The sequence below is a fragment of the Micromonospora sp. DT68 genome, from assembly GCF_049847245.1.
GTDB classification, from domain to species: domain Bacteria; phylum Actinomycetota; class Actinomycetes; order Mycobacteriales; family Micromonosporaceae; genus Micromonospora; species Micromonospora profundi.
This window is the reverse complement of sequence record NZ_JBNCNZ010000008.1, coordinates 1-21,272: the sequence shown is the minus strand read 5'-3', so window position 1 is coordinate 21,272 and position 21,272 is coordinate 1. Positions and strand designations below refer to the sequence as shown.

Annotated in this window: 17 protein-coding genes; 11 read left to right on the top strand and 6 right to left on the bottom strand. The window is 73.2% G+C overall.

Annotation, left to right across the window (positions count from 1 at the left end; genetic code table 11):
- Window positions 1-65: 65 nt before the first annotated feature.
- Entirely contained in the window at window positions 66-1,229 is a 1,164-nt protein-coding gene (locus ACPXB1_RS16595) for a glycerate kinase family protein (protein ID WP_355593169.1), read from the bottom strand.
- Between the two features lie 44 nt (window positions 1,230-1,273).
- Between ACPXB1_RS16595 and nadA the strand changes: the two genes are divergently transcribed.
- The 3 genes from nadA (at window position 1,274) to ACPXB1_RS16580 (ending at window position 4,705) form a co-directional block, all read left to right on the top strand.
- Window positions 1,274-2,473 (top strand): quinolinate synthase NadA, encoded by a 1,200-nt coding sequence (gene nadA, locus ACPXB1_RS16590; protein WP_355593171.1) that lies wholly within the window; start codon window positions 1,274-1,276, stop codon window positions 2,471-2,473.
- A 212-nt stretch (window positions 2,474-2,685) separates the two neighbouring features.
- Complete coding sequence (murA, locus tag ACPXB1_RS16585; RefSeq protein WP_053657949.1) at window positions 2,686-4,041, top strand: UDP-N-acetylglucosamine 1-carboxyvinyltransferase; 1,356 nt, start codon at window positions 2,686-2,688, stop codon at window positions 4,039-4,041.
- A 70-nt stretch (window positions 4,042-4,111) separates the two neighbouring features.
- Window positions 4,112-4,705, top strand: coding sequence for a DUF3043 domain-containing protein (locus ACPXB1_RS16580; protein ID WP_355593173.1), 594 nt, complete (start codon window positions 4,112-4,114; stop codon window positions 4,703-4,705).
- 6 nt (window positions 4,706-4,711) lie between these two features.
- On the opposite strand, the gene ACPXB1_RS16575 is transcribed toward ACPXB1_RS16580, so the two are convergent.
- Both ACPXB1_RS16575 and ACPXB1_RS16570 read right to left on the bottom strand, forming a co-directional pair.
- Window positions 4,712-5,020: an AzlD domain-containing protein gene (locus ACPXB1_RS16575; RefSeq protein ID WP_355593175.1), complete on the bottom strand. Its 309-nt coding sequence runs from the start codon at window positions 5,018-5,020 to the stop codon at window positions 4,712-4,714.
- Complete coding sequence (locus ACPXB1_RS16570) at window positions 5,014-5,742, bottom strand: AzlC family ABC transporter permease (RefSeq protein ID WP_355593177.1); 729 nt, start codon at window positions 5,740-5,742, stop codon at window positions 5,014-5,016. The genes ACPXB1_RS16575 and ACPXB1_RS16570 overlap by 7 nt, the downstream gene beginning before the upstream one ends.
- A 66-nt stretch (window positions 5,743-5,808) precedes the next feature.
- On the opposite strand from ACPXB1_RS16570, the gene ACPXB1_RS16565 reads away from it, so the two are divergent.
- The 3 genes from ACPXB1_RS16565 to ACPXB1_RS16555 all read left to right on the top strand — a co-directional run bounded on the left by ACPXB1_RS16565 (window position 5,809) and on the right by ACPXB1_RS16555 (window position 12,578).
- The gene (locus tag ACPXB1_RS16565; protein WP_355593179.1) at window positions 5,809-6,369 is read left to right on the top strand and encodes a helix-turn-helix domain-containing protein; all 561 of its coding nucleotides are present in this window, start codon (window positions 5,809-5,811) and stop codon (window positions 6,367-6,369) included.
- Between the two features lie 396 nt (window positions 6,370-6,765).
- Entirely contained in the window at window positions 6,766-11,535 is a 4,770-nt protein-coding gene (locus tag ACPXB1_RS16560; RefSeq protein ID WP_355593181.1) for a WG repeat-containing protein, read from the top strand.
- A 44-nt stretch (window positions 11,536-11,579) separates the two neighbouring features.
- Window positions 11,580-12,578 (top strand): aldo/keto reductase family protein, encoded by a 999-nt coding sequence (locus tag ACPXB1_RS16555; protein ID WP_355593183.1) that lies wholly within the window; start codon window positions 11,580-11,582, stop codon window positions 12,576-12,578.
- A gap of 94 nt (window positions 12,579-12,672) precedes the next feature.
- Here ACPXB1_RS16555 and ACPXB1_RS16550 read toward each other — a convergent pair whose 3' ends face one another.
- Together ACPXB1_RS16550 and ACPXB1_RS16545 are read right to left on the bottom strand one after the other, a co-directional pair.
- On the bottom strand, window positions 12,673-13,470 hold the full coding sequence (locus ACPXB1_RS16550) for a site-2 protease family protein (protein ID WP_355593185.1): 798 nt from the start codon (window positions 13,468-13,470) through the stop codon (window positions 12,673-12,675).
- On the bottom strand, window positions 13,470-13,670 hold the full coding sequence (locus tag ACPXB1_RS16545; RefSeq protein WP_355593187.1) for a hypothetical protein: 201 nt from the start codon (window positions 13,668-13,670) through the stop codon (window positions 13,470-13,472). The genes ACPXB1_RS16550 and ACPXB1_RS16545 overlap by 1 nt, the downstream gene beginning before the upstream one ends.
- A 160-nt stretch (window positions 13,671-13,830) precedes the next feature.
- Between ACPXB1_RS16545 and ACPXB1_RS16540 the strand changes: the two genes are divergently transcribed.
- The 4 genes from ACPXB1_RS16540 to ACPXB1_RS16525 all read left to right on the top strand — a co-directional run bounded on the left by ACPXB1_RS16540 (window position 13,831) and on the right by ACPXB1_RS16525 (window position 18,168).
- Entirely contained in the window at window positions 13,831-14,037 is a 207-nt protein-coding gene (locus tag ACPXB1_RS16540) for a hypothetical protein (protein WP_053657931.1), read from the top strand.
- Between the two features lie 62 nt (window positions 14,038-14,099).
- The gene (gene cobU / locus ACPXB1_RS16535; protein WP_355593189.1) at window positions 14,100-16,046 is read left to right on the top strand and encodes a bifunctional adenosylcobinamide kinase/adenosylcobinamide-phosphate guanylyltransferase; all 1,947 of its coding nucleotides are present in this window, start codon (window positions 14,100-14,102) and stop codon (window positions 16,044-16,046) included.
- Window positions 16,036-16,809, top strand: coding sequence for an adenosylcobinamide-GDP ribazoletransferase (locus ACPXB1_RS16530; RefSeq protein WP_355593191.1), 774 nt, complete (start codon window positions 16,036-16,038; stop codon window positions 16,807-16,809). Before cobU ends, ACPXB1_RS16530 begins: the two co-directional genes overlap by 11 nt.
- Window positions 16,810-16,875: 66 nt before the next feature.
- A complete protein-coding gene (locus ACPXB1_RS16525; protein WP_355593193.1) occupies window positions 16,876-18,168 on the top strand; it encodes a DUF2314 domain-containing protein in 1,293 nt (430 codons plus the stop codon).
- A gap of 156 nt (window positions 18,169-18,324) precedes the next feature.
- On the opposite strand, the gene gcvT is transcribed toward ACPXB1_RS16525, so the two are convergent.
- On the bottom strand, window positions 18,325-19,455 hold the full coding sequence (gene gcvT / locus ACPXB1_RS16520) for a glycine cleavage system aminomethyltransferase GcvT (protein ID WP_355593195.1): 1,131 nt from the start codon (window positions 19,453-19,455) through the stop codon (window positions 18,325-18,327).
- 162 nt (window positions 19,456-19,617) lie between these two features.
- On the opposite strand from gcvT, the gene ACPXB1_RS16515 reads away from it, so the two are divergent.
- Window positions 19,618-21,192, top strand: a complete 1,575-nt coding sequence (locus ACPXB1_RS16515) for a leucyl aminopeptidase (protein ID WP_355628051.1) — start codon at window positions 19,618-19,620, stop codon at window positions 21,190-21,192.
- Window positions 21,193-21,272 lie beyond the last annotated feature (80 nt).

Genomic DNA, 21,272 nt, shown 5'->3' with positions numbered 1-21,272 from the left:
CCGCGTGGCGGGATCGGCACCGCAGGTCGGCCCGGATCTGGCCGTGCCGACGCGCCGAGTAGCCCTCAGCGACTCCACTGCCGGGCCAGCCGCGCGCCCAGCTCGCGCAACCCGTCGGCGGGCCGGCTGAGCGCGGCGTCCAGGCCGCCGGCCTCCTCACCGCCGAAGTGCTCCACCAGGCTGTACGCGTCGGTCACGCCCGCCGAGGCCGCCTCCCGCCGGCCGGCGCTCACCTGGCCGGCCACCACCACGCACGGCACCCCCCGGTCGCGGGCCGCCCCGGCCACCCCGGCGACGACCTTGCCGCGCAGCGACTGGTGGTCGAAGGACCCCTCACCGGTGATCACCAGGTCGACGGTGTCCAGCGCGGCGTCCAGGCGGGTGGCGCTGGTGACCAGACCGATGCCCGACTCGCAGCTGCCGCCTAGCGCGAGGATGGCCGCACCGAGGCCGCCGGCGGCCCCACCGCCGGGCAGCGCGCCGAGACCTGCCGGGCAGCCGGGCAGGTCCCGTTCCAGCACCGCGGCGAAGCGCTCCAGCGCGGCGTCGAGCAGCAGGACATCGGCCCGGTCGGCGCCCTTCTGCGGGCCGAACACGTTGCTCGCGCCATGCAGCCCGAGCAGCGGGTTGTCCACGTCGGTGGCGGCGACCAGCCGGATGCCGCGCAGGCGGGGAGCGCCGTCCACCGCGGCGACCGCGGCGAGCGGTTCGCCGCCGTACGGCAAGGCGCGGCCGGCGTCATCCAACGGGGTGACGCCGAGCGCCGTAAGCATCCCGGCGCCGCCGTCGTTGGTCCCGCAGCCGCCCAGCCCGATCACCACCGTGCGCGCCCCGCTCTCCACCGCGGCGGTGACCAGCAGGCCCAGCCCGTACGACGTGGTGGTCTTCGGGTCACGCTCGGCGGAGGTGAGCAGGTGCAGCCCGCACGCCTGGGCGCTCTCCAGGTAGGCGGTGGTGCCGTCGGCGGTGAGCAGGATCTCACCAGCCGCCGGCCGGCCCAGCGGGTCGACGGTCGGCACCGGCACCCGCCGGCCGTCGAGTGCCTCGGCGAGCACCTCCACGAAGCCCGGCCCGCCGTCGGCAAGGGGCCGGAGCAGCAGGTCGTCGCCGGCGGTGACGGTACGCCATCCGGCGGCCACGGCCGCGGCGACCTCCGGGGCGGGCAGGGTGCCGGCGAACTTGTCCGGGCAGAGCAACACACGCATGCGCAGCAGTGTGGCAGCCCACATCGAGAGAAGCTGCGCCGTGCTCGCGCTGTGGGACCATGGATCTCGTGACTTCGACCTGGGTGGAACCTTCCAACACGGCGACGGCTCTGCTGCTGCTCGGCCGGGGCAGCGACCCCGACACCGAGCGCGGCGTCGAATGTCCGGGCGACCTGCCGGCGCCCAGCGACCCCGACCTGGTGGCCCGCGCCGCGGCGGCGAAGGCGAAGCTGGGCAGCAAGGTGTTCGTGCTGGGGCATCACTACCAGCGTGACGAGGTGATCCAGTTCGCGGACGTGACAGGCGACTCGTTCAAGCTGGCCCGGGAGGCGGCCGCCCGCCCGGACGCTGAATACATCGTCTTCTGCGGCGTGCACTTCATGGCCGAGAGCGCCGACATCCTCACCACCGACTCCCAGCGGGTGATCCTGCCCGACCTGGCTGCCGGCTGCTCGATGGCGGACATGGCGGTGCTGGGTCAGGTCGAGGCCGCCTGGGACACGCTCACCGAGCTGGGCATCGCCGGTGACACGGTCCCGGTGACGTACATGAACTCGTCTGCCGACATCAAGGGCTTCGTGGGCCGCAACGGCGGGGTGGTCTGCACCTCCTCCAACGCCCGACGCGCACTGGACTGGGCGTACGAGCAGGGGTCGAAGGTGCTCTTCCTGCCCGACCAGCACCTGGGCCGCAACACGGCCGTGTTGGAGATGGGCCTGTCGCTCGACGACTGTGTGCTCTACGACCCGCACAAGCCCGGCGGCGGGCTCACCCCTGAGCAACTGCGCGACGCCAAGATGATCCTGTGGCGGGGGCACTGCTCGGTGCACGGCCGGTTCACGCTGGACAGCGTCAACGACGTACGGGAGCGTGTGCCCGGGGTCAACGTGCTCGTCCACCCGGAGTGCCGGCACGAGGTCGTCACGGCCTCGGACTACGTCGGCTCCACCGAATACATCATCAAGACCATCGAGGCTGCGCCGGCCGGTTCGGCGTGGGCGTTGGGCACCGAGCTGAACCTGGTCCGCCGGCTGGCGCTGGCCCACCCGGACAAGCAGATCATGTTCCTGGACAAGGCCGTCTGCTACTGCTCGACGATGAACCGGATCGACCTGCCGCACCTGGTGTGGGCGCTGGAGGAGCTGGTCGCGGGCCGGGTGGTCAACCAGATCACGGTGGACGCCGACACCGCGCACCACGCCCGGGTGGCGCTTGACCAGATGCTCGCGCTGCCGGGCGCCGTCACCCCACCCCCGGGCGCACCCTGATCACGATCCGTGACGCTGGTGGCACACAAAAGTGCCGGATCACCGATTAATACCGCACACGCCGGTGTGACCGAGTCCTTTTTCGTCACCGAGGGCTATGCTGCCGGAGCGACGACGTAGGCGGGCCGTTTCGATATGCCCGCATCCGGGGTAGCGACAGTGGTCATGCTCCCCACCATCAACACAGCAGCACCGACGCGCTGGAGGTTGCGTTGACCGACGACGTCCTGGTCGTGCACGGAGGGGCTCCGCTCGAAGGGCGGATCCGCGTGCGCGGCGCGAAGAACCTGGTTTCGAAGGCGATGGTCGCCGCGTTGCTCGGCGACACCCCGAGCCGACTGTTCGACGTGCCGAAGATCCGCGACGTCGAGGTGGTCCGAGGTCTGCTCGGACTGCACGGCGTCAAGGTGACCGACGGCGTCGAGGACGGCGAACTCGTCTTCGACCCCGCCAACGTGGAGAGCGCCAGCACCGACCAGATCAACGTGCACGCGGGTTCGAGCCGGATTCCGATCCTGTTCTGCGGGCCGCTGCTGCACCGGCTGGGCCACGCGTTCATCCCCGACCTGGGCGGGTGCCACATCGGCCCGCGCCCGATCGACTTCCACCTGCAGGCGCTGCGGGAGTTCGGCGCCACCGTCGACAAGCGGCCCGAGGGTCTGCACCTGTCCGCGCCCAACGGGCTGCACGGCACCAAGTTCGCCCTGCCGTACCCCAGCGTCGGCGCCACCGAGCAGGTGCTGCTGACCGCCGTGATGGCCGAGGGCGTCACCGAGCTGCGCAACGCCGCGGTGGAGCCGGAGATCATCGACCTGATCTGCATCCTGCAGAAGATGGGCGCGATCATCAAGGTCCACACCGACCGGGTGATCGAGATCCAGGGTGTGCCGAAGCTGCACGGCTACACGCACCGGCCGATCCCGGACCGGATCGAGGCGGCCAGCTGGGCGGCGGCCGCGCTGGCCACCCGCGGTCACGTCGAGGTGCTCGGCGCGCAGCAGGCCGACATGATGACCTTCCTGAACATCTTCCGGTCCGTCGGCGGCGAGTACGAGGTCACCGACGCCCGGCCGCCGAAGCTGGGCGACCCGGGCCAGGAGGGCGGCATCCGCTTCTGGCATCCGGGCGGCGAGCTGAACGCGGTGGCGCTGGAGACCGACGTACACCCGGGTTTCATGACCGACTGGCAGCAGCCGCTGGTCGTGGCGCTCACCCAGGCCCGGGGCCTGTCGATCGTCCACGAGACGGTCTACGAGCAGCGCCTGGGCTACACCGAGGCGCTCAACTCGATGGGCGCCAACATCCAGGTCTACCGGGACTGCCTCGGCGGCACCCCGTGCCGCTTCGGTCGGCGCAACTTCAAGCACTCGGCGGTGATCGCCGGACCGAGCAAGCTGCACGCCGCCGACCTGGTCATTCCGGACCTCCGCGCCGGTTTCAGCCACCTGATCGCGGCGCTCGCCGCCGAGGGCACCTCCCGGGTGTACGGCGTCGACCTGATCAACCGGGGCTACGAGGACTTCGAGGCGAAGCTCGCCGATCTGGGCGCGCACGTCGAGCGTCCGTAACCTCGATCACCTTTTGCGCCCGGTGCACCGCGATGTGCACCGGGCGCGAACCGTTGGCTACCCTTGCCGCGTGCCGTCGCTCTTTCGCCGCAAGTCCACCGACCTCGTCGACGAGGCCGCCTCCTCGGTGACCCCCGAGGAGTCCGCCGAACAGCCCCGGGGCTACACCCCGGCCAAGGGTCGGGAGACGCCCAAGCGGCCGACCGTCGGCCGGCGCCCCGCCGGCCCCACCCGCCCCCTGAGCAAGGAGGAGGAGCGGGAGCGCCGACGCAAGCTGCGCGCCGAGGCTGCCGCGGAGTTCCGCCGCGAGGGTGGCCCCCGCGACCGTGGCCCGGAGCGGCTGCTGGCCCGCAACGTGGTCGACTCCCGCCGTACCGTCGGCACCTGGTTCTTCGGTGGCGCGTTGATCGTGCTGATCGGCTCGAACGCGGCCATGCCGCCGGTGGTCCGGCTGATCTCCAACCTGCTCTGGGGCGCGCTGGCGCTGGGCGTGGTCATCGACTCGGTGCTGATCTGCCGCAAGATCGGCAAGCTGGTCCGGCAGCGCTTCCCGAAGACCGACCAGCGGATGGGCTCGCTCTACCTGTACGCGGTGATGCGGGCGATCACCTTCCGGCGGATGCGTGCCCCGGCCCCGCAGGTGAACCTCGGCGACAAGGTCTGATCCCGCTCACGGCACACCGAGCAGGCGAAGCACGGCGGCCGTGACCGCCGCGCCGACAACCACAAGCAGGAACGGCGCCCTGCGCCAGGCGAGCAGCAGGCCGACGAGCACTCCGACCGGCCTGGCCCAGCCGGCGAACCGGCTGGCCTCGGTGATCGCCGCTGTCGCCGCCAGCGCGGCGAGCAGCGCGGCCGCGGCGACCGGCAACAGCAGCCGGGCCCAATCGGGCAGGTCGAGCCGGTCCCGCAGCAGGACACCGGCGACCCGGAAGCCGTAGGTGCCTGCGGCCAGCGTCAGGATCACCGCGATCAGCACGTCGCACTCTCCCCGGCTGCGGGCACTGCGGGGCCGGCACCGCCGGTGGGCGTACGGCGGCGGCGCAGGGCGATGAGGGCCGGGCCGGCCAGTGCGAGCAGCACCGGCAACCCGGCCGGCAGCAGCGGCGTGGCGACGACAGCGAGGGCGGCCCCGCCCAGCGCGGCGTGGCGGGTGTCCCGGTCGCGCAGGGACGGCAGCAGCAACGCGATGAGCCCGGCCGGGAACGCGGCGTCCAGGCCCAGCGCGGCCGGGTCGCCGACCGCGCCACCGGCGAGCACGCCGACCAGGGTGCCCGTGTTCCAGGCGACGAAGAGCAGCGTGCCGGCCAGCCAGAACGCCCGTCGGCGGGCGACGCCGTCCGGCTGGGCGAGCGTGAAGGCGGTCGCCTCGTCGGTCAGCAGGTGACTGCCGAGCAGCCGGTGCCCCAGCCGGGGGCCGAGACTGTTGCCGAGCGCGAGCCCGAACGGCAGGTGCCGGGCGTTGAGCAGGAGCCCGGCCAGCACGGCGGCCAGAGGGCTCCCGGCGGCCACGAGACCGACGGCCATGAACTGCGCGCCGCCGGCGTAGAGGACCACGGACATCGTCAGCGTGGCCCAGACCGGGATCCCGGCGGCCACCGCGACCGCCCCGAAGGAGGCGCCCACGGCGACCATCGCCGCGCCGAGGGCGAGCACATCTCGGAGCACCCCGGCGTCGGCTGTTCGTTGTACCGTACGCATGGTTCATTATGGTGAACAGCTCGCCGCCGTTCGTCAAACCGAACATTCATCCGATGGAGCGAACAAATGCCGCCGGAACCCGCCGCCCCGCTGGCCACCATCGCCACCGCCCTACGCCGCGAACGGGAGCGCGTCGGCATCTCGCTCACCGAACTCGCCCGCCGGGCAGGAGTGGCCAAGTCCACTCTCTCCCACCTCGAATCCGGGACCGCCAACCCGAGCGTGGAGACGCTCTGGGCGCTCGGCGTGGCGCTCGGCGTACCGTTCGGGCGGCTCGTGGAACCTGTCGACGACGCCATCCGGGTGATCCGCGCCGGGGAGGGACCTCGGATCCGCTCCGAGCAGGCCGACTTCACCGGCACGCTGCTCAGCGCCGGTGCGGCGCACCTGCGGCGGGACGTCTACCTGATCGAGTTGGAGCCCGGCGCCGTCCGGGAGGCCGACGGGCACACCCCCCGCAGCGTCGAGCACGTGGTGGTGGCCGCCGGCCGGCTGCGCGTCGGTCCCGAGGCGAACCCCGTCGACCTCGATCCGGGCGACTACGCGACGTTTCCCGGCGACATCCCGCACCGCTACGAGGCACTGCTCCCCGGCACCTTCGCCGTCCTGGTGATGGAACATCCCTGAGCCCCGCACGCCGGTCCCGGGCGGACGGACCCGCTCGTAGGTGGAGTATCGTCGAGGACCAGATACGGTTATCGACCCAAATGTCCGGAACCGTCGGATAATGTTTGCCCCCGTGGGCAGCGCCATAGTGGCGGTGACCGAGCCCACGCCGTTACCCTCCATCCGCAGCCACGCCCTGCCGGAACGGGCGATCTGACCGGCACGCGAGGCCCCAGCGCGACAACTTGCAACGAGGTGACAAGCCGTGAGCGAGCGGACGCGAGCCGGCCACCGAGGCGTGGCAGGCGGCGACCGGACGCCCGGTGAGGGCACACCCCCGGGCACGTCGTCGCCCCCGGGCATCGCACCGCCATCGGAGATCGGCCTCGCGGCCGGATGTGGCGACAGGCCCAACGGATGAACGGTCGCTACACCGACCGCTGGCCGGACCCGAACGAACCGTCCTGGGTGGTCGAACCGACCACCGAGTGGCATCCCCAGTTCCCCGGCCAGCGCTATCCCGGCGACATCGGCGCATCCCACCAGCCACCTCCGCCGCCGCGCGGACGCGCGACAGTTGTCGGCCGCACCGAGGTGCCACCGCTGGCACCCACCCGCCCGGACGGCACGTACCTTGGCCGCTCCTGGGCCGACGAACCCCCTGCCGAGCAGGCTCACGACCGTTCCTGGCCGGACGACGAACCGGTCGGGAACCCGGCCTACAGTTGGCCGCGAGGTGACGACCGCCCGCTGGAGCCACCGCCGCGCGGCCGGTCCGACACCCCCCACTACGACCACGAGCCGTACCGCCGCCCGCTGCCCGAGCCGCCCCGGCGCGAGGAACGCCGCTCCCCCGAGTCGGACCGGCGGACCGCCTGGTCCGACCGACGCCCCAGCGACGAGCGAGGGCCGGCCCGAGAGGCCGCCTGGCACCGCGAGCAGCAGGCTCCTGAGCGGTACGACAGCCGCCGGCCCCAGCCGACCGACCGGGGACATCCGGCCGCCCCGCCGGTCTCCCCCGCGCCCCGGTTCGACAGCGGCTGGGTCCCCGAGCCCGACGAGACGCCGCGCGGACGGGGCACATCGGAACGACAGGCCGCCGGCCACGACCGACGCACCCCCGACAGGTACGACGCCAGGCCGCCGCGCAGCCACGACGAGCGACCTGCCAACAGCTGGGCAGCCGAAGGTGCGGGCCAGTGGGCGCCCGTGGACGGCAGCTCGCGCCACCGCCCGGACCGCCGGCCCGACGACACCCGCCGCCCAGATCGGCCCGACGACGTTCGCCGCCCAGATCGGCCCGACGACGTTCGCCGCATGGAACGGCCCGACGACGTTCGCCGCATGGAACGGCCCGACGACGTTCGCCGCATGGAACGGCCGGAAGACCTCCGCCGCCCGGAGCGGGCCGCCGAAGGCGCCGGGTTGGCCGGTCGGCCCCGACCGGACGGCAACCCCGGCGCGTCCGCCGACCGGCGGTACCGCCCGGACGAGGGATACGGCACGCCGCCGACGTCCGACGGCGGATGGCGGCACCGGCCCGAGCAGGAGGCACCGGAGCAGTCGCGCCGGGACGAACGCCGCCGGCCCGACGCCGAGCAGCACCGGCGCGAGGCAGCGGCCCGCGCCGAGGCGTACCCCGATCGCCGGCCGCGCGAGGAGACGCCGCCAGAGGCGTACCGCGAGCCCCGCGTGCAGCCCTCCTCCCGACCGGACGGCATGCTTCCGTGGCCGCCACCCGGTCCGGTGCGCCCGGACCGTACCCGGGAACCCGGCCATCGCACCGAGCCGCACCGTGGCCCCGAGACGGGCGCGCCGCCACGGCCAGCCCGACCCGACCGGGCACCAGCCGAACCCTCCCGGTACGACGACCGGCCGGCTCGTCCCGCCGCGACGGCACCGACCGCACCGACCGCACCGGGCCGGGCCACGCCGGTCCCGCAGGCGCCCGTCTCCCCGGCCACGCCGGGCACCGGCAGCGCTGGTCCGGTACGCCCGGTTTCTCCGGCGCGACCGGTATCGCCGGCACCTGTTTCGCCAGCACGACCGGTATCGCCGGCCCCCGGATCGCCTGCCACGCCTGGCCGGGACCGTCCAGCGGCCTTCACCCCGGACTCGCCTGCCCCGAGAACACCTGCCCCGAACTCGGCCGCACCGACCTCGCCTGCCCCGACCGAATACGAGCGCCGGCCGTCCACTCCCGCCGGTCACGATCGGGATCGGCCGGTGTCGGCCGTGCCGGTTTCCCCGACGCACGACGTACCTGTCTCCGGCCCGCCGGCCGCCCGGCTCCGACTGGAGTTCCTCCCCGCCCCGGTGCCCGCCGACCGGCACGAACCGTCACCGACCGACCGACACGAGCCGTCACCGCGGCCTGACCGACACGAGCCGTCACCGCCGACCGACCGACGCGAAGCGTCACCGCCGCCTGACTGGCGTGAGCCGTCCGAGCGGCGGACGCCGACCGGGCCGGCACCCACCGCCGCCGCCCAACCCGCCGCGCCACCGCGTTACCCCGGACCGGGCACGGGCAGCAGTCCGGGCACGGGCACCGGGCCGGACGAGGCGCGACGGGACGTGGCGCCTGCGGTCGCGCCACCTCCCACCTGGCAGCGCCCGGACCCGTCGGCCGTCCGCCCGCTCTCGACGCCCACATCGCCTGCCCCCGAGGTGGACGTCGACCGGGCGCTTCCGATCGCCCCCGGTGTGCCGCGCCGGTACGTACCCCCGCCGCCCTCGGAGCCGCCCACGTCGTCGGCTCCCCCACCGGCCGAGGTTCCGGCCCAGAAGCCGGACGCCTGGTTCGGCCCTGCCAAGCCTGCCGAGCCCGACAGGGTCGAGACAACCGAACGCGAGACCGAACGCCAGACGACCGAACGCGAGACGACTGAGCGCGAGACCACCGAGCCAACCGGGACGGTCGACGCGACCGACGCCACCGAAACAACCGACGCGACCGATCCAGCCGACGCGACCGACGATCGAGCGGTCCTCAGCAGCTCGGCCGTGCCTGTGTCCGGGCCGGTGGACGAGCACTACCTGTCGACGGTGGACGCCGAACCCACCGCCGCCGCTACCGCCGCCGACCGGTGGCCCGACTCCGCCGTCACGGCACCCGTTTCCGCGCCTCCGGCTAGGCCGATCTCCGCACCTCCGGCCACGCCCATCTCCGCACCTCCGGCCACGCCGACCTCCGCACCCCCGGCCACGCCGACCTCCGCACCCCCGGCCACGCCGACCTCCGCACCCCCGGCCACGCCCATCTCCGCACCCCCGGCCACGCCTGTCTCCGCGCCGCCTGTCTACGAGGTCGACGCGGACCGCGACGTCGATGTGAACGCCGACTTCGACGCGGACCACGACGACCAGGCAGGTGAGAACGACGACGAGGGCACGTACCGCGTGCATGCGGCGACGCCGCCGCCCGTTGACGCTGTCGAGCCAGCCCCGACCGAGGCACAGCATGCGGGTACGGCGGATGCCGGAACGCAGGTCCACAGCGAACACCCCCGCGACACCGACACCGACGAAGAGGGCGCGGAGCTTCCGAGCACAGACACCTTCGACGTACCGCCGGCGAACGGCGAGCCCGACGACCTCACGCCCCCGGACCGGCCGACGTCCGCACCACCGGCGCCGACCGACACGCACGCGCCAGCCACGGCGGACGCGGCTACCCCCACACACCACCCGGCCGTCGAGGCGACCTTCGCGCAGACTGAGGAGGGCGCCGAAACCGATGCCGAGGAGGACGCTGAGCCACCTGTTGCGGCACAGCCGGTGTCGGGTGCGCCTGCGGGCGTGGTTCCCGGACCACGGACCGGATCGGCGGACGCCGACGTGCCGATGCCGGCACCGCCCGCCGCCGCGCCGGAGCCGAGAAGACCGTCTCTGGCCGACCCGGGCGATCCGGAGCAGGTCCTGGCGGCGTACCGCTGGCGGCTGGACCCGGTCACCCTCCGTGAGGAGCTGACCGAGCCGGACAACATGCGGGCGATCCGGCGGCGGCTGACCGAGAAGCTCGGTTCGGCGATCGACAACCGGGCGCGAGCCCGGCTGCTCAGCCTGCGGGCGGTGGCGTCGCGGATCCTCGGCGACCTGGACGACGCGTTGGCCGACGGCCGGCTCGCCCTCACCTACGCGGAGGCGACCGGGGAACTGCGCCGGACCGCCCTGGCCCAGGCCCGGCTGGCACACGTGTTGCGCTGGCGCGGCGACTTCGCCGAGGCCGACCAACTCTTCGCCGAGGCCAACTCGATCGAGCTGCCCGACCGGCTGCGGGCCGCCCTGCACGAGCACGCCGGACGGACCTGCTACGACCAGGGCCGGCTGATGGAGGCCTGCCAGCACTTCGAGCGGGCCCTCGACTTGCGCGGCGCGGGCGACGCCGAACTGCTGGACCGGGTCCGGGTGGCGCTCGACGCGGTCACCGAACGAGCGTCCGCCGACGGCTTCGGCCCGTACCCCAGGAGTCGGGACGAGGTGCTCGACCGGGACCGGCCCCCGCAGCCGGACCAGGACGGACCACTGTGGGGCTACGTCGACCAGGACGGTGAGGTGGTCATTCCCGCCCGGTACGCCGAGGCGCAGCCGTTCCACGACGGCCTGGCCTGGGTCCGGCGGCCGGACACCGACCGGTGGTCCCTGATCAACCTGCTCGGTACGACGGTGATCCCCCCGTCCTACCGCGCCGCGCGCCCGTTCAGTGACGGCCTGGCCTGGGTGGTCACCGACGGCGGGTGGACGGCGATCGACCCCACCGGCGCGGTGCAGGTCCCGCCGAACTTCGCAGAGGTACGTCCGTTCCGCCGCGGGCTGGCCGCGGTACGCCGTGAGGGATGGGGCGCTGTCGACCGGACCGGACGGATCGTGGTGCCTACCCGCTACCACGGCTTCGTCACCGAGTTGAGCGACGGTGGGCCTGTCGACGGCTTCACCGACGAGGGCCTCGTGGTGGTCGACGTGGCCGGTCGGCGCGGTGTGGTGGACCGGTCCGGTGCGGTGCTCGTGCCGCCTGCGTACCCGATGCTCGTCATCCACCCGGTGGCGTTCCTGGTCGGCAGCGGCGGCCGGTGGGGCGCACTGGACCGGCAGGGTGAGCCGCTCATCGACCCGGTGCACCGCGACCGCGCCGAGGTGCTGGCGGAGATCGACCGGCTGCTCACCGACGCCAACCCAGTGCTCTGAACGGCAGGTCGGCGGTAATGACCGACTGGGTCTAGGTTCAGTACATGGAATTCCGACACCTGGGCCGTTCCGGCCTGATGGTCAGCGAGATCTCGTACGGCAACTGGATCACCCACGGTTCACAGGTCGAGGAGGACGCCGCGTTCGCGTGCGTCCGGGCCGCCCTCGACGCGGGGATCACCACCTTCGACACCGCCGACGTGTACGCCGGCACCCGGGCCGAGGACGTGCTCGGCCGGGCGCTGGAGAACGAGCGTCGCGAGGGCCTGGAGATCTTCACAAAGGTCTACTGGCCGACCGGGCCGGGCCGCAACGACCGTGGTCTGTCCCGCAAGCACATCATGGAGTCGATCAACGGCTCGCTGCGTCGGCTGCGCACCGACTATGTGGACCTCTACCAGGCCCACCGGTACGACCACAGCACGCCGCTGGAAGAGACGATGGAGGCGTTCGCCGACGTCGTGCACTCCGGCAAGGCGCACTACATCGGCGTCTCCGAGTGGACTGCCGCGCAGCTGCGCGCCGCCCACTCCCTCGCCCGTGAGCTGCGCATCCCGCTGATCTCCAACCAGCCGCAGTACTCGATGCTGTGGCGGGTCATCGAGGCCGAGGTCGTACCGGCCAGCGAGGAGCTGGGCATCGGGCAGATCGTCTGGTCGCCGATGGGGCAGGGTGTGCTCTCCGGCAAGTACCTGCCGGGGCAGCCGCCGCCGGCCGGTTCCCGGGCCACCGACGAGAAGTCCGGCGCGAGCTTCATCTCCCGGTTCATGCGCGACGACGTGCTGACCCGGGTGCAGCAGCTCAAGCCCCTCGCGGAGCAGGCCGGGCTGAGCATGGCCCAGCTCGCCGTGGCCTGGGTGCTCCAGAACCCGAACGTCTCCTCGGCGATCATCGGCGCGTCCCGCCCCGAGCAGGTGCAGGACAACGTCAAGGCGGCCGGGGTGAAGCTCGACGCCGAGCTGCTCAAGGCGATCGACGAGATCATCGATCCGATCACCGAGCGGGACGCGGCGAAGACCGAGTCCCCCGCCCAGCGGCCCTGACGCGGCTCCGGCCCGGTCAGCAGCGCGGATCGGCGCGCCCGACCGGGCCGGAAAGCCCGCTCAGCCCCGCCGGCCGCTCAGCCCTGTAAGCCGCTCAGCCCTGCCAGAAGCGGATCAGGTCGAGGCCTGTGGCGTAGAGCCACGACGGCAGACCGAGCAGGTCGCCGACGGCGAAGACGGCATCGAAGAACCAGCCTCCGATGCGCGGGTTCCACAGCAGCGCGAAGAGCAGGATGAAGCCGTACGGGGCGAACAGGTCGTACATCTTGCGCCACTGCGGATTGAGCCACGGCTGGATCATGTTGCCGCCGTCCAGGCCGGGCACCGGCAGCAGGTTCAGCACGCTCGCGGTGAGTTGCAGGAAGCCCAGCAGCGCGACAGCGGCCCAGAACTCCACAGGGCCGCCCGACTGGGTGCCGAAGCGCACCGCGGCCACCAACACCAGCGTGAACAGCACGTTCGTGGCCGGGCCGGCGAGGCTGACAAGCGTGTGCCGCAGCCGACCCGGGATGGAGTGCCGGTCCACCCACACCGCGCCGCCGGGCAGGCCGATGCCGCCGAGCAGCACCACCACCACGGGCAGCACGATCGACAGCAGCGGGTGCGTGTACTTGAACGGGTTGAGCGTCAGATAGCCCCGGTGGGCGATGTCCCGGTCGCCGGCCCGGTAGGCGACCACCGCGTGGGCGTACTCGTGCAGGCAGAGCGAGACCAGCCAGCCGGTGACCACGAAGACGAACACGTTGAACCGGACATTGCCCACCTCGTTCCAGGTCAGGGCACCGCTGACCGCGAAGAGGGCGACCAGGCCGAGGAAGACCGGGCTGGGCCGGAATGCCGCCTTGGGCACGCCGAGCACCAGCCCGTCACCGCCCGGCCGGTCGTAACCCATCACTCGGCCGCGGGCTGCAGACTCATCCGGTAGTCCAACCGGTCGTCCTCCATGAGCGCGACCGAGGTGACGCCGGACGCCGCGAGCTCACGCCAGGTCTGACCGATCCAGGATTCGGCGTCGGCCTGGCTGCCGAACGACTCCGCCGGACCCTCGACCGTCTGGCCGTCCGTGCCCTCGTACCGCCAGCTCCACGCCATCTGCGCGTCTCCCCTCGCCGCTGAAGTCCCGCCGGGACGAACCTTCGCAAGCGTAGTCGGCCACGCTGACAGCGGCCCGTGCGGAGGTTCCACAGCGCGTACCTGAGGGTATGCCGCCGGCATCGGCACGGACCGACGGCGTACGACGGGGGGCGGGACGATGAGCAGGCCGTTGCGGGAATGGGACACCGATGATCTGCGGAACATCGCGGTACGGGGCGGCATCGAGGGCGCGCGGGAGATGGACCGGGAGGAACTTGTCGATTCCCTGCTCGCCCGCCCCGGCGAAGGTCTCTGGCAGGAGGACCCGAAGCCGGCGGACGTGAACCCCAACGACTATCAGTACCGCGCACCCGGCGAACGGTGATCCGGGCCGGGACAGCGCTACCTGTGCTGTTGGTGCCTTCCGGCTGGCTCTAAGGTACGAGCATGTCCGTTGAGGGGTGGAAGACGATCCTGGTGCTCGGCGGGATCCGATCCGGCAAGTCCGAGTTCGCCGAGTCTCTGGTCGCCGACGCGCCGGTGGTCCGGTACATCGCCACCGCTCCGGAGGGCGACCCGGAGGACACCGAGTGGGCGACCCGGCTCGCGGCGCACCGCGCCCGGCGGCCGGGCAGCTGGACCAGCGAGGAGACCGCCGGGGAGCCGCGGCGGCTCGCGGATGTGATCTCGTCCGCCGAGCCCAACGAGACGCTGCTCGTGGACGACCTCGGTGGCTGGGTGACGGTGCTGCTCGACCCGGACCACCAGCCCGCCGACGACCTGGCGACGGTCGCCGAGCTTGCCGAGGCGATCGGCTCCTGCGCGGCGCGGGTGGTGCTGGTGAGCCCCGAGGTGGGGCTGTCGCTGGTGCCGACCACCCCGCTGGGTCGGGCGTTCACGGACGCGCTCGGCGCTGTCAACCGGGCGGTCGCCGACGCCTGCGACTCGGTGGTGCTTGTGGTCGCCGGCCAGCCGGTCCCGCTGAAGCCGGCAGCCGTGCCGCCCACCGCCGCGGCTGCACCCGCTGTCGCTGCGACCGGGACAGCCTCGGTCGGCTCCGGGCCGAGCCCGATCGACGTCGAGCCCACCCCCGAGGTGCAGCTGCCCGACGTCCTGACCCACACGCCGCCGGTGGCCCCGAACCAGGAGCCCGGCAACCCCTGGGCCGCACCCACAATGGCACTGCCGATGGTGTCCACCGGGCTTGTCATCCAGCCCGGCATGGAACTGCCGATGCCCGACGAGTACGCCGGACCGCAGGCGGTGGACCGGCTGGCCACGCTGGACGTACCCGGCGCCGGGCTGGGCGTACTGGACCGGGTGGTCGGCTTCGCCGCCGCCACCCAGGGCACCTCCACCCCCCAAGCCTGGAGTTCGGTGCGGGTGCTGCTGCTGCACGGCGACCACGCCGGCGGGGCGTCGGCCGGCGCCGTGGCCGGCGAATCGGCGCGCCGGGCCGCGCAGGCCCGCGCAGGCCGGGGCGCGCTCGCCCGACTGGCCGCCGAGAGTGGTGCGAGCCTCCAGGTGGTGGACACTCCGGCCGCCGCGCCGATCGAGGACGGGCCTGCGCTCACCCTCGACCAGGTGGAGTCGGCACTGCGCTACGGCTGGCGGCTGGCGGAGCAGGCGGCCGACGCGGGCGTACAACTGCTGGTTGTGGCAGCGTGCGGCGCCGGCACCGAGGCGGCAGCGGCGGCGGTGCTGGCGGCCACTGCGGGCGCGGAACCACCGGCCGTGCTGGGCCGTGTCTTCACCGACGCCGGGGCGATCGACGACGCGGCCTGGATGGTCCGCTGCGCGGCGGTGCGCGACGCGCTGCACCGCACCCGACACTCGCCGCGCGGCGCGAAGGACGTGCTGTCCGAGCTGGGCGGCGGCGACGTGGCGGTGGCCACCGGCGTACTGCTCGGCGCGACCGCCCGGCGGGTGCCGGTGCTGCTCGACGGGCCTGTCGGAATCGCCGCCGGGATGGTCAGCCGCGACCTGGCCGGGCAGGCGCGACACTGGTGCCTGCTTGCCGACCACGGCGGTCATCCGGCGGTACGGCTGGCCGCCGACGTGCTCGGCCTCAACCCGCTGCTCGACCTCCGGATGGACCTCGGCGAGGGCGCCAACGCGCTGGTGGCGCTCCCGCTGCTGCGCTCGGTGCTGGCGCTGGCAGCCGCGCTGCCGGTGCACCCGTCGCTTGCCGGCGGCGAGGCCCTGGACGAGCCGGCGACGCCGGAAACCGACCCGGACGACGCCGACACCGACGCCGACGACGTCGAGCCCGGGCAGACCACCGATCCGGACCGCGCCGCCGAGCCGGACTTCGTCGAACCGGAGCCGGCCGGGCCGGGCCCGACAAGCACCGAGCCGGACGCGCAGCCGGCGTCGGGCTGGCGTGCCGGCTGACTCGCGGCTCCTCGCGGGAGCCCGGCTGGCGGTCACCACCTTCACCACGCTTCCGGTACGCGCCGGACGGATCGACCGCACGGTGGCGGGCACCGCCATGGCGCTCGCCCCGGCCGTCGGCGCGCTGCTCGGCGCGCTGCTGGCAGGTGTCCTGCTGCTGGTCGGCGCTCTCGCCCCGGCGCTTGTGGCAGCCGGTGTGACGGTGGGCGCCGCCGCCCTGCTGACCCGAGGTCTGCACCTGGACGGGCTGGCCGACACGGTGGACGCCCTCGGCTCGTACCGACGGGGTGCCGCCGCCCTGGAAATCATGAAGAAGCCGGACGTCGGGCCGTTCGGCGTGGTGGCCCTTGTGGTCGTACTCCTGGTGCAGGCCGCGGCGCTCGCCGAGCTGGCCGGTCGTTCCTGGCCGGCGTGCCTCGCGGCGGTGGTCGCCGCGACAGCAGCCGGGCGGCTCGGCGTGACGGTGGCCTGCCGGCGGGGTGTGCCGGCGGCCCGGCCGGACGGGCTCGGCGCGCTGGTGGCCGGCACTGTCGGTCCGGTGGCGCTTGCCGTCGGCGCGGTCGCCGTCGTGCTGCTGGCGGTCCCGGCGGTGCCGGGCCGTCCGTGGCAGGGGCCGCTTGTCGTCGTGGCCGCACTCGCCGTCGCGGTGCCGCTGCTGGCCCACGTGGTACGCCGGCTCGGCGGGATCACCGGCGACGTGCTCGGCGCGACAGTCGAGGTGATCACCACGCTTGTCTACCTGGGTGTGGTGCTGTCCGGCTGAACAGCTCCGGGCCGGCCGGGTAGCGTTCGGCTCGACAGCACCGGCGCCGCCACCGGGGGAACGAACATGCTCATCACTGACGACTTCCTGCCCGTACCGGTACCGGAGTCGCTCAGCGCGACCTATCTGGTGCCGATGGAAGGGCTGCCGAAGGTCAGCGCGAAGACCGCGGTCGCCGCGCTTACCGGCCGGCTGGCCGAGCCGGTGCACGGCCTCGCACGGCAGATGCTGGACAGCCCGCTGATGAGCGTGGACACCCGGCCGATCACCGAGTTCCCCGAGCTGCCGCCCGATCTGCTCACCGCGTTCGGCGCCACCGAGGCGCAGCTCGCCCGGCTGGCCGCGGCGACACACCTGGTGGTGGTGCAGGCCGAATACCGGCCCGGCTGGCCACCGGCGCACGAGTGGGCGGCCCGGGCGGTCGCGGCTGCCGTTGCGGAATCCGTCGACAGCGACGTGGTGGACGTCTTCGGCCTGCAGTTCCTCGACCCGGCGACCGCGTTGCGCTCGCTCCCCGACGAGCACGGCCGGATCCGACTTGTCGACTGGGTGCTGGTGCCGTACTCCTCGGACACCGAGGGGCTCTGGTTCACCACGAAAGGGCTGCGCCGTTTCGGGCTGCTTGAGTTGCAGACCCAGGGCGTGCCCGACCATCTCACCCGCGCCTGGGGTGCGGTGCTGACCGGTGCGGCCCGGCGGCTGCTGCGGGACTGGACCGACGGCCTGTCCGGCGAGGAGGTACCCGCGTTCGTGCAGCTCCCGGTGCTGGCGACGGTGACCGGGCACGACATCGCCGTGGCGTACGGCAATCCGGAGCAGCACGGTGCTACCGCGCCGGTGCTGCTGCGCCTGGAGCTGGACCCGGCGACCGACCCGGAGGCCGACTCGTTCCTGAGCCTGCGCCCGCCGGCCGGGCATCCCGGTCCGGACGGGCGCTACTACGCCGCCGCCTGCGCGACGCTGTTCGCCGGGATCCAGCCGGACGTGCGGTACGCCCGCTCCGGCGACGCGATGAGCCGGGCTGTCGCCACCGCCCGTGCGGCGTTGGGCGATGCCCGCGCCCGGTTCGTCGCCGGGCAGCTGCCGCCGGAGTCGCAGCTGGTGGTCAAGTACGGGCTGCCCGGTGACGACGGCCCGGAGTACGTCTGGGCCGGCGTCACCTCCTGGGAGACCCCGGAGCGCATAGTCGGCGTGAGCGCCAGCGACGCCGCCACGGACCCGGCAGTCAAGATCGGATCCCCCGTGGTGATCGAGGCAACCGACGTAGTCGACTGGGCTGTCCTGAACGCGACAGGAGTGATCGAGGGCGGCTGGACCCAAGCAGTTCTGGACTCCGGCAATCCCCCCAAAACCCCCTAACCGCCCCCTGCGCCCTGCCCGCCCCCTGCCCCCCGCCCACCAATGCGTTGATCATGAGGTTAGCGGGTCACTGGAAGATCAAAGCGCCCGTCAACCTCATGATCACCGAGGCGGGGTGGAGGCAGGGGGGCAGAGGGGCGGGGTGGGCGGGGTGGGTTACTTCACTGAGGGGTTTACGAAAGGCGGCTTGGTAACCGTTAGTGGGGCGCGGCGGTTGCGGATGTTGATCTCGATCACGTCGCCTTCGGCGAGGTTCGCGTCGGTGTCCAGCAGGGCCAGCGCGATGCCCTGCTTGCGCGTCGGGCTGAAGGTACCGCTGGTCACCTCGCCCACCTGCGTGTCACCGACGTGCAGCGTCATCCCGGGGCGCGGAATGGCCCTGTCGACCGCCACCAGGCCGCGCAGCGTACGCCGGGGACCGGCGGCCTTCTCGGCGAGCAGCGCGTCGCGACCCCAGAACGCCGGCTTGTCCCAGCCCACCGCCCAGCCTGAGCGTGCCTGCACCGGGGTGATGTCCAGCGAGAGGTCCTGCCCGTGCAGCGGGTAGCCCATCTCGGTGCGCAGCGTGTCCCGAGCGGCAAGTCCGCAGGCACGCAGGTCGAAGGCCGTACCGGCGGCGAACAAGGCGTCCCAGACGGTCACGGCGTCGTCCGCCGGCACCACGAGCTCGTAGCCCAGCTCGCCCGTGTAGCCGGTACGACAGACGGTCAGCTCCACGTCGGCCAGCGTGGCGGCGGAGAAGCTCATGTAGTCGTGCTCGGTGGGCAGGCCGAGGGCTGCCAGCAGCTCGCCCGAGCGGGGGCCCTGCACTGCCAGCACCGCGTACGCCTCGTGCTCGTCGGCGACCGTGACACCCTGCGGCGCGGCGGCGCGCAGCCGGCGCACCACCTCGGCGGTGTTGGCGGCGTTCGGGATGAGGAAGACGTGGTCGTCGGCGTACAGGTAGGCGATGATGTCGTCCACCACGCCGCCGGTGGCGTCGTCGCAGCAGAGCGTGTACTGCGCCCGACCCGGCCCGATCCGTCCGAGGTCGTTGCTGAGGCAGGCGTTGACGAACTCGGCCGCGCCGGGGCCTGTCACCCGGGCCTTGCCCAGGTGCGACACGTCGAAGACCCCCACCGCGGTACGCACCGCCGTGTGCTCCTTGAGCACCCCGCCACCGGCGTACTCCAGTGGCATTTCCCACCCCCCGAAGGGGGCGAACTTGGCGCCGGCGGCGGTGTGCCGCTCGTGCAGCGGGGATCGGCGCAGCCGGGTCGCGGCGGCGTCGGAGGTCACGTCGGTCATGGGTGGCAACTTACCGGGGGCAACGCCGCTGGTTAGCATCGGCGGGACCCCGTCGGCGGCATCGACGGGACAGCCCTGATGTCCGGCGGGTAGGTTCCGTCGGAGACCTTCACCGCCGGTACGCGACGCCGCGACCGGCCCGGCCCGCCCGGAGTAGCTTCAGTGACATCCCCCCGCACGACCACCCTGAGCCTGGTCGACACCGACCCGGCGGAGCTTGCCGTCGACGCGATCGTGATCGGCGTGCACAGCCAGACCGGAGAGCAGGGCGCCACCAGCGGCCTCGCCGGCACCCTGCTGCTCGCCAGCGGCGCGGAGAGCATCGCCGCCGCCTTCGACGGCAAGCTGACCGAGACGTTGGCGCTGCTCGGCGCGACCGGCGCCCCAGGGGAGGTGATCAAGCTGGCGACCCTGGGCACGGTCACCGCCCCGCTGGTCGCCGCCGTCGGGCTGGGTCCGGAGCCGTCGGGCGCCGCACCGGCGCCGGAGGCGCTGCGCCGCGCGGCCGGTTCGGCGATCCGGGCCGTGGCCGGCGCCGCGAAGGTGGCGCTCGCCATGCCGCTGCCGGACGACGCGGACGCGCCGGCTGCGCTGCGCGCTGTCGCCGAGGGGGCGCTGCTCGGCGGGTACCGGTTCGCCGGTTACAAGACCCGGCCGCAGCCGACCCGGCGGGAGCCGGTGGCCGAGGTGCTCATCGCCGTGCCGGACGCCGCTGACGCGGGCGCCCAGGCGGAGATCACCCGGGCGCAGGCGGTGGCCGGCGCGGTCCGGCTCAGCCGGGACTGGGTGAACACCGCCCCCAACGAGTTGCGTCCCCCGTCGTTCGCCGACGCGGTTGCCGGTGCCGCCCGGGAGGCGGGGCTCGACGTCGAGGTGCTCGACGAGGCGGCGCTCGCCGCTGGTGGGTACGGCGGCATCGTGGCAGTCGGGCAGGGTTCGGAGGCTCCGCCGCGGCTGGTGAAGCTCACCTACACCCCGCAGGGCGGCGGCAACGGCAAGCGTGTCGCGCTTGTCGGCAAGGGCATCACCTTCGACACCGGCGGCATCTCGATCAAGCCGGCGCAGGGTATGTGGGAGATGAAGTCCGACATGGCGGGCGCCGCCGCGGTGGGTGCCGCCATGCTGGCGATCGCCGCGCTGAAGCCGGCGGTGGCGGTCAGCGCCTACCTGCCGATGGCGGAGAACATGCCGTCGGGCAGCAGCTACCGGCCGGGTGACGTGATCAGCATGTACAACGGCAAGAAGGTGGAGGTGCTCAACACCGACGCCGAGGGCCGGATGGTGCTGGGCGACGCCATCGCCCGCGCGTGCGAGGACGGCACGGACTACCTGTTCGAGACGTCCACGCTCACCGGCGGCCAGGTGATCGCGCTCGGCAAGCGGATGGCCGGCGTGATGGGCACCCCGGAGCTGTGCGAGCGGGTCCGGACGGTGGGCGACGCGGTCGGCGAGCCGGCGTGGCCGATGCCGCTGCCGGACGACGTCCGCAAGGGCATGGAGTCCGACGTCGCGGACATCTCGCAGGTCAACGCGGGGATGGACCGGGCCGGGCACATGCTGCAGGGCGGTGTGTTCCTGCGGGAGTTCGTGGCCGACGGCGTGGCCTGGGCGCACATCGACATCGCCGGGCCGGGTTACCACTCGGGTGAGCCGACCGGCTACTGGACCAAGGGCGGCACTGGTGTTCCGGTCCGCACGCTCGTCCAGCTGGTCGAGGACGTCGCCGCAAACGGCTGAGAAGTGTAAGGAAGGGCCCCTTCTTAACGCGGCGGTTTCAAGGGGTCGTTGCAACACGTTGGCTAGTCGGTGACGGCTAG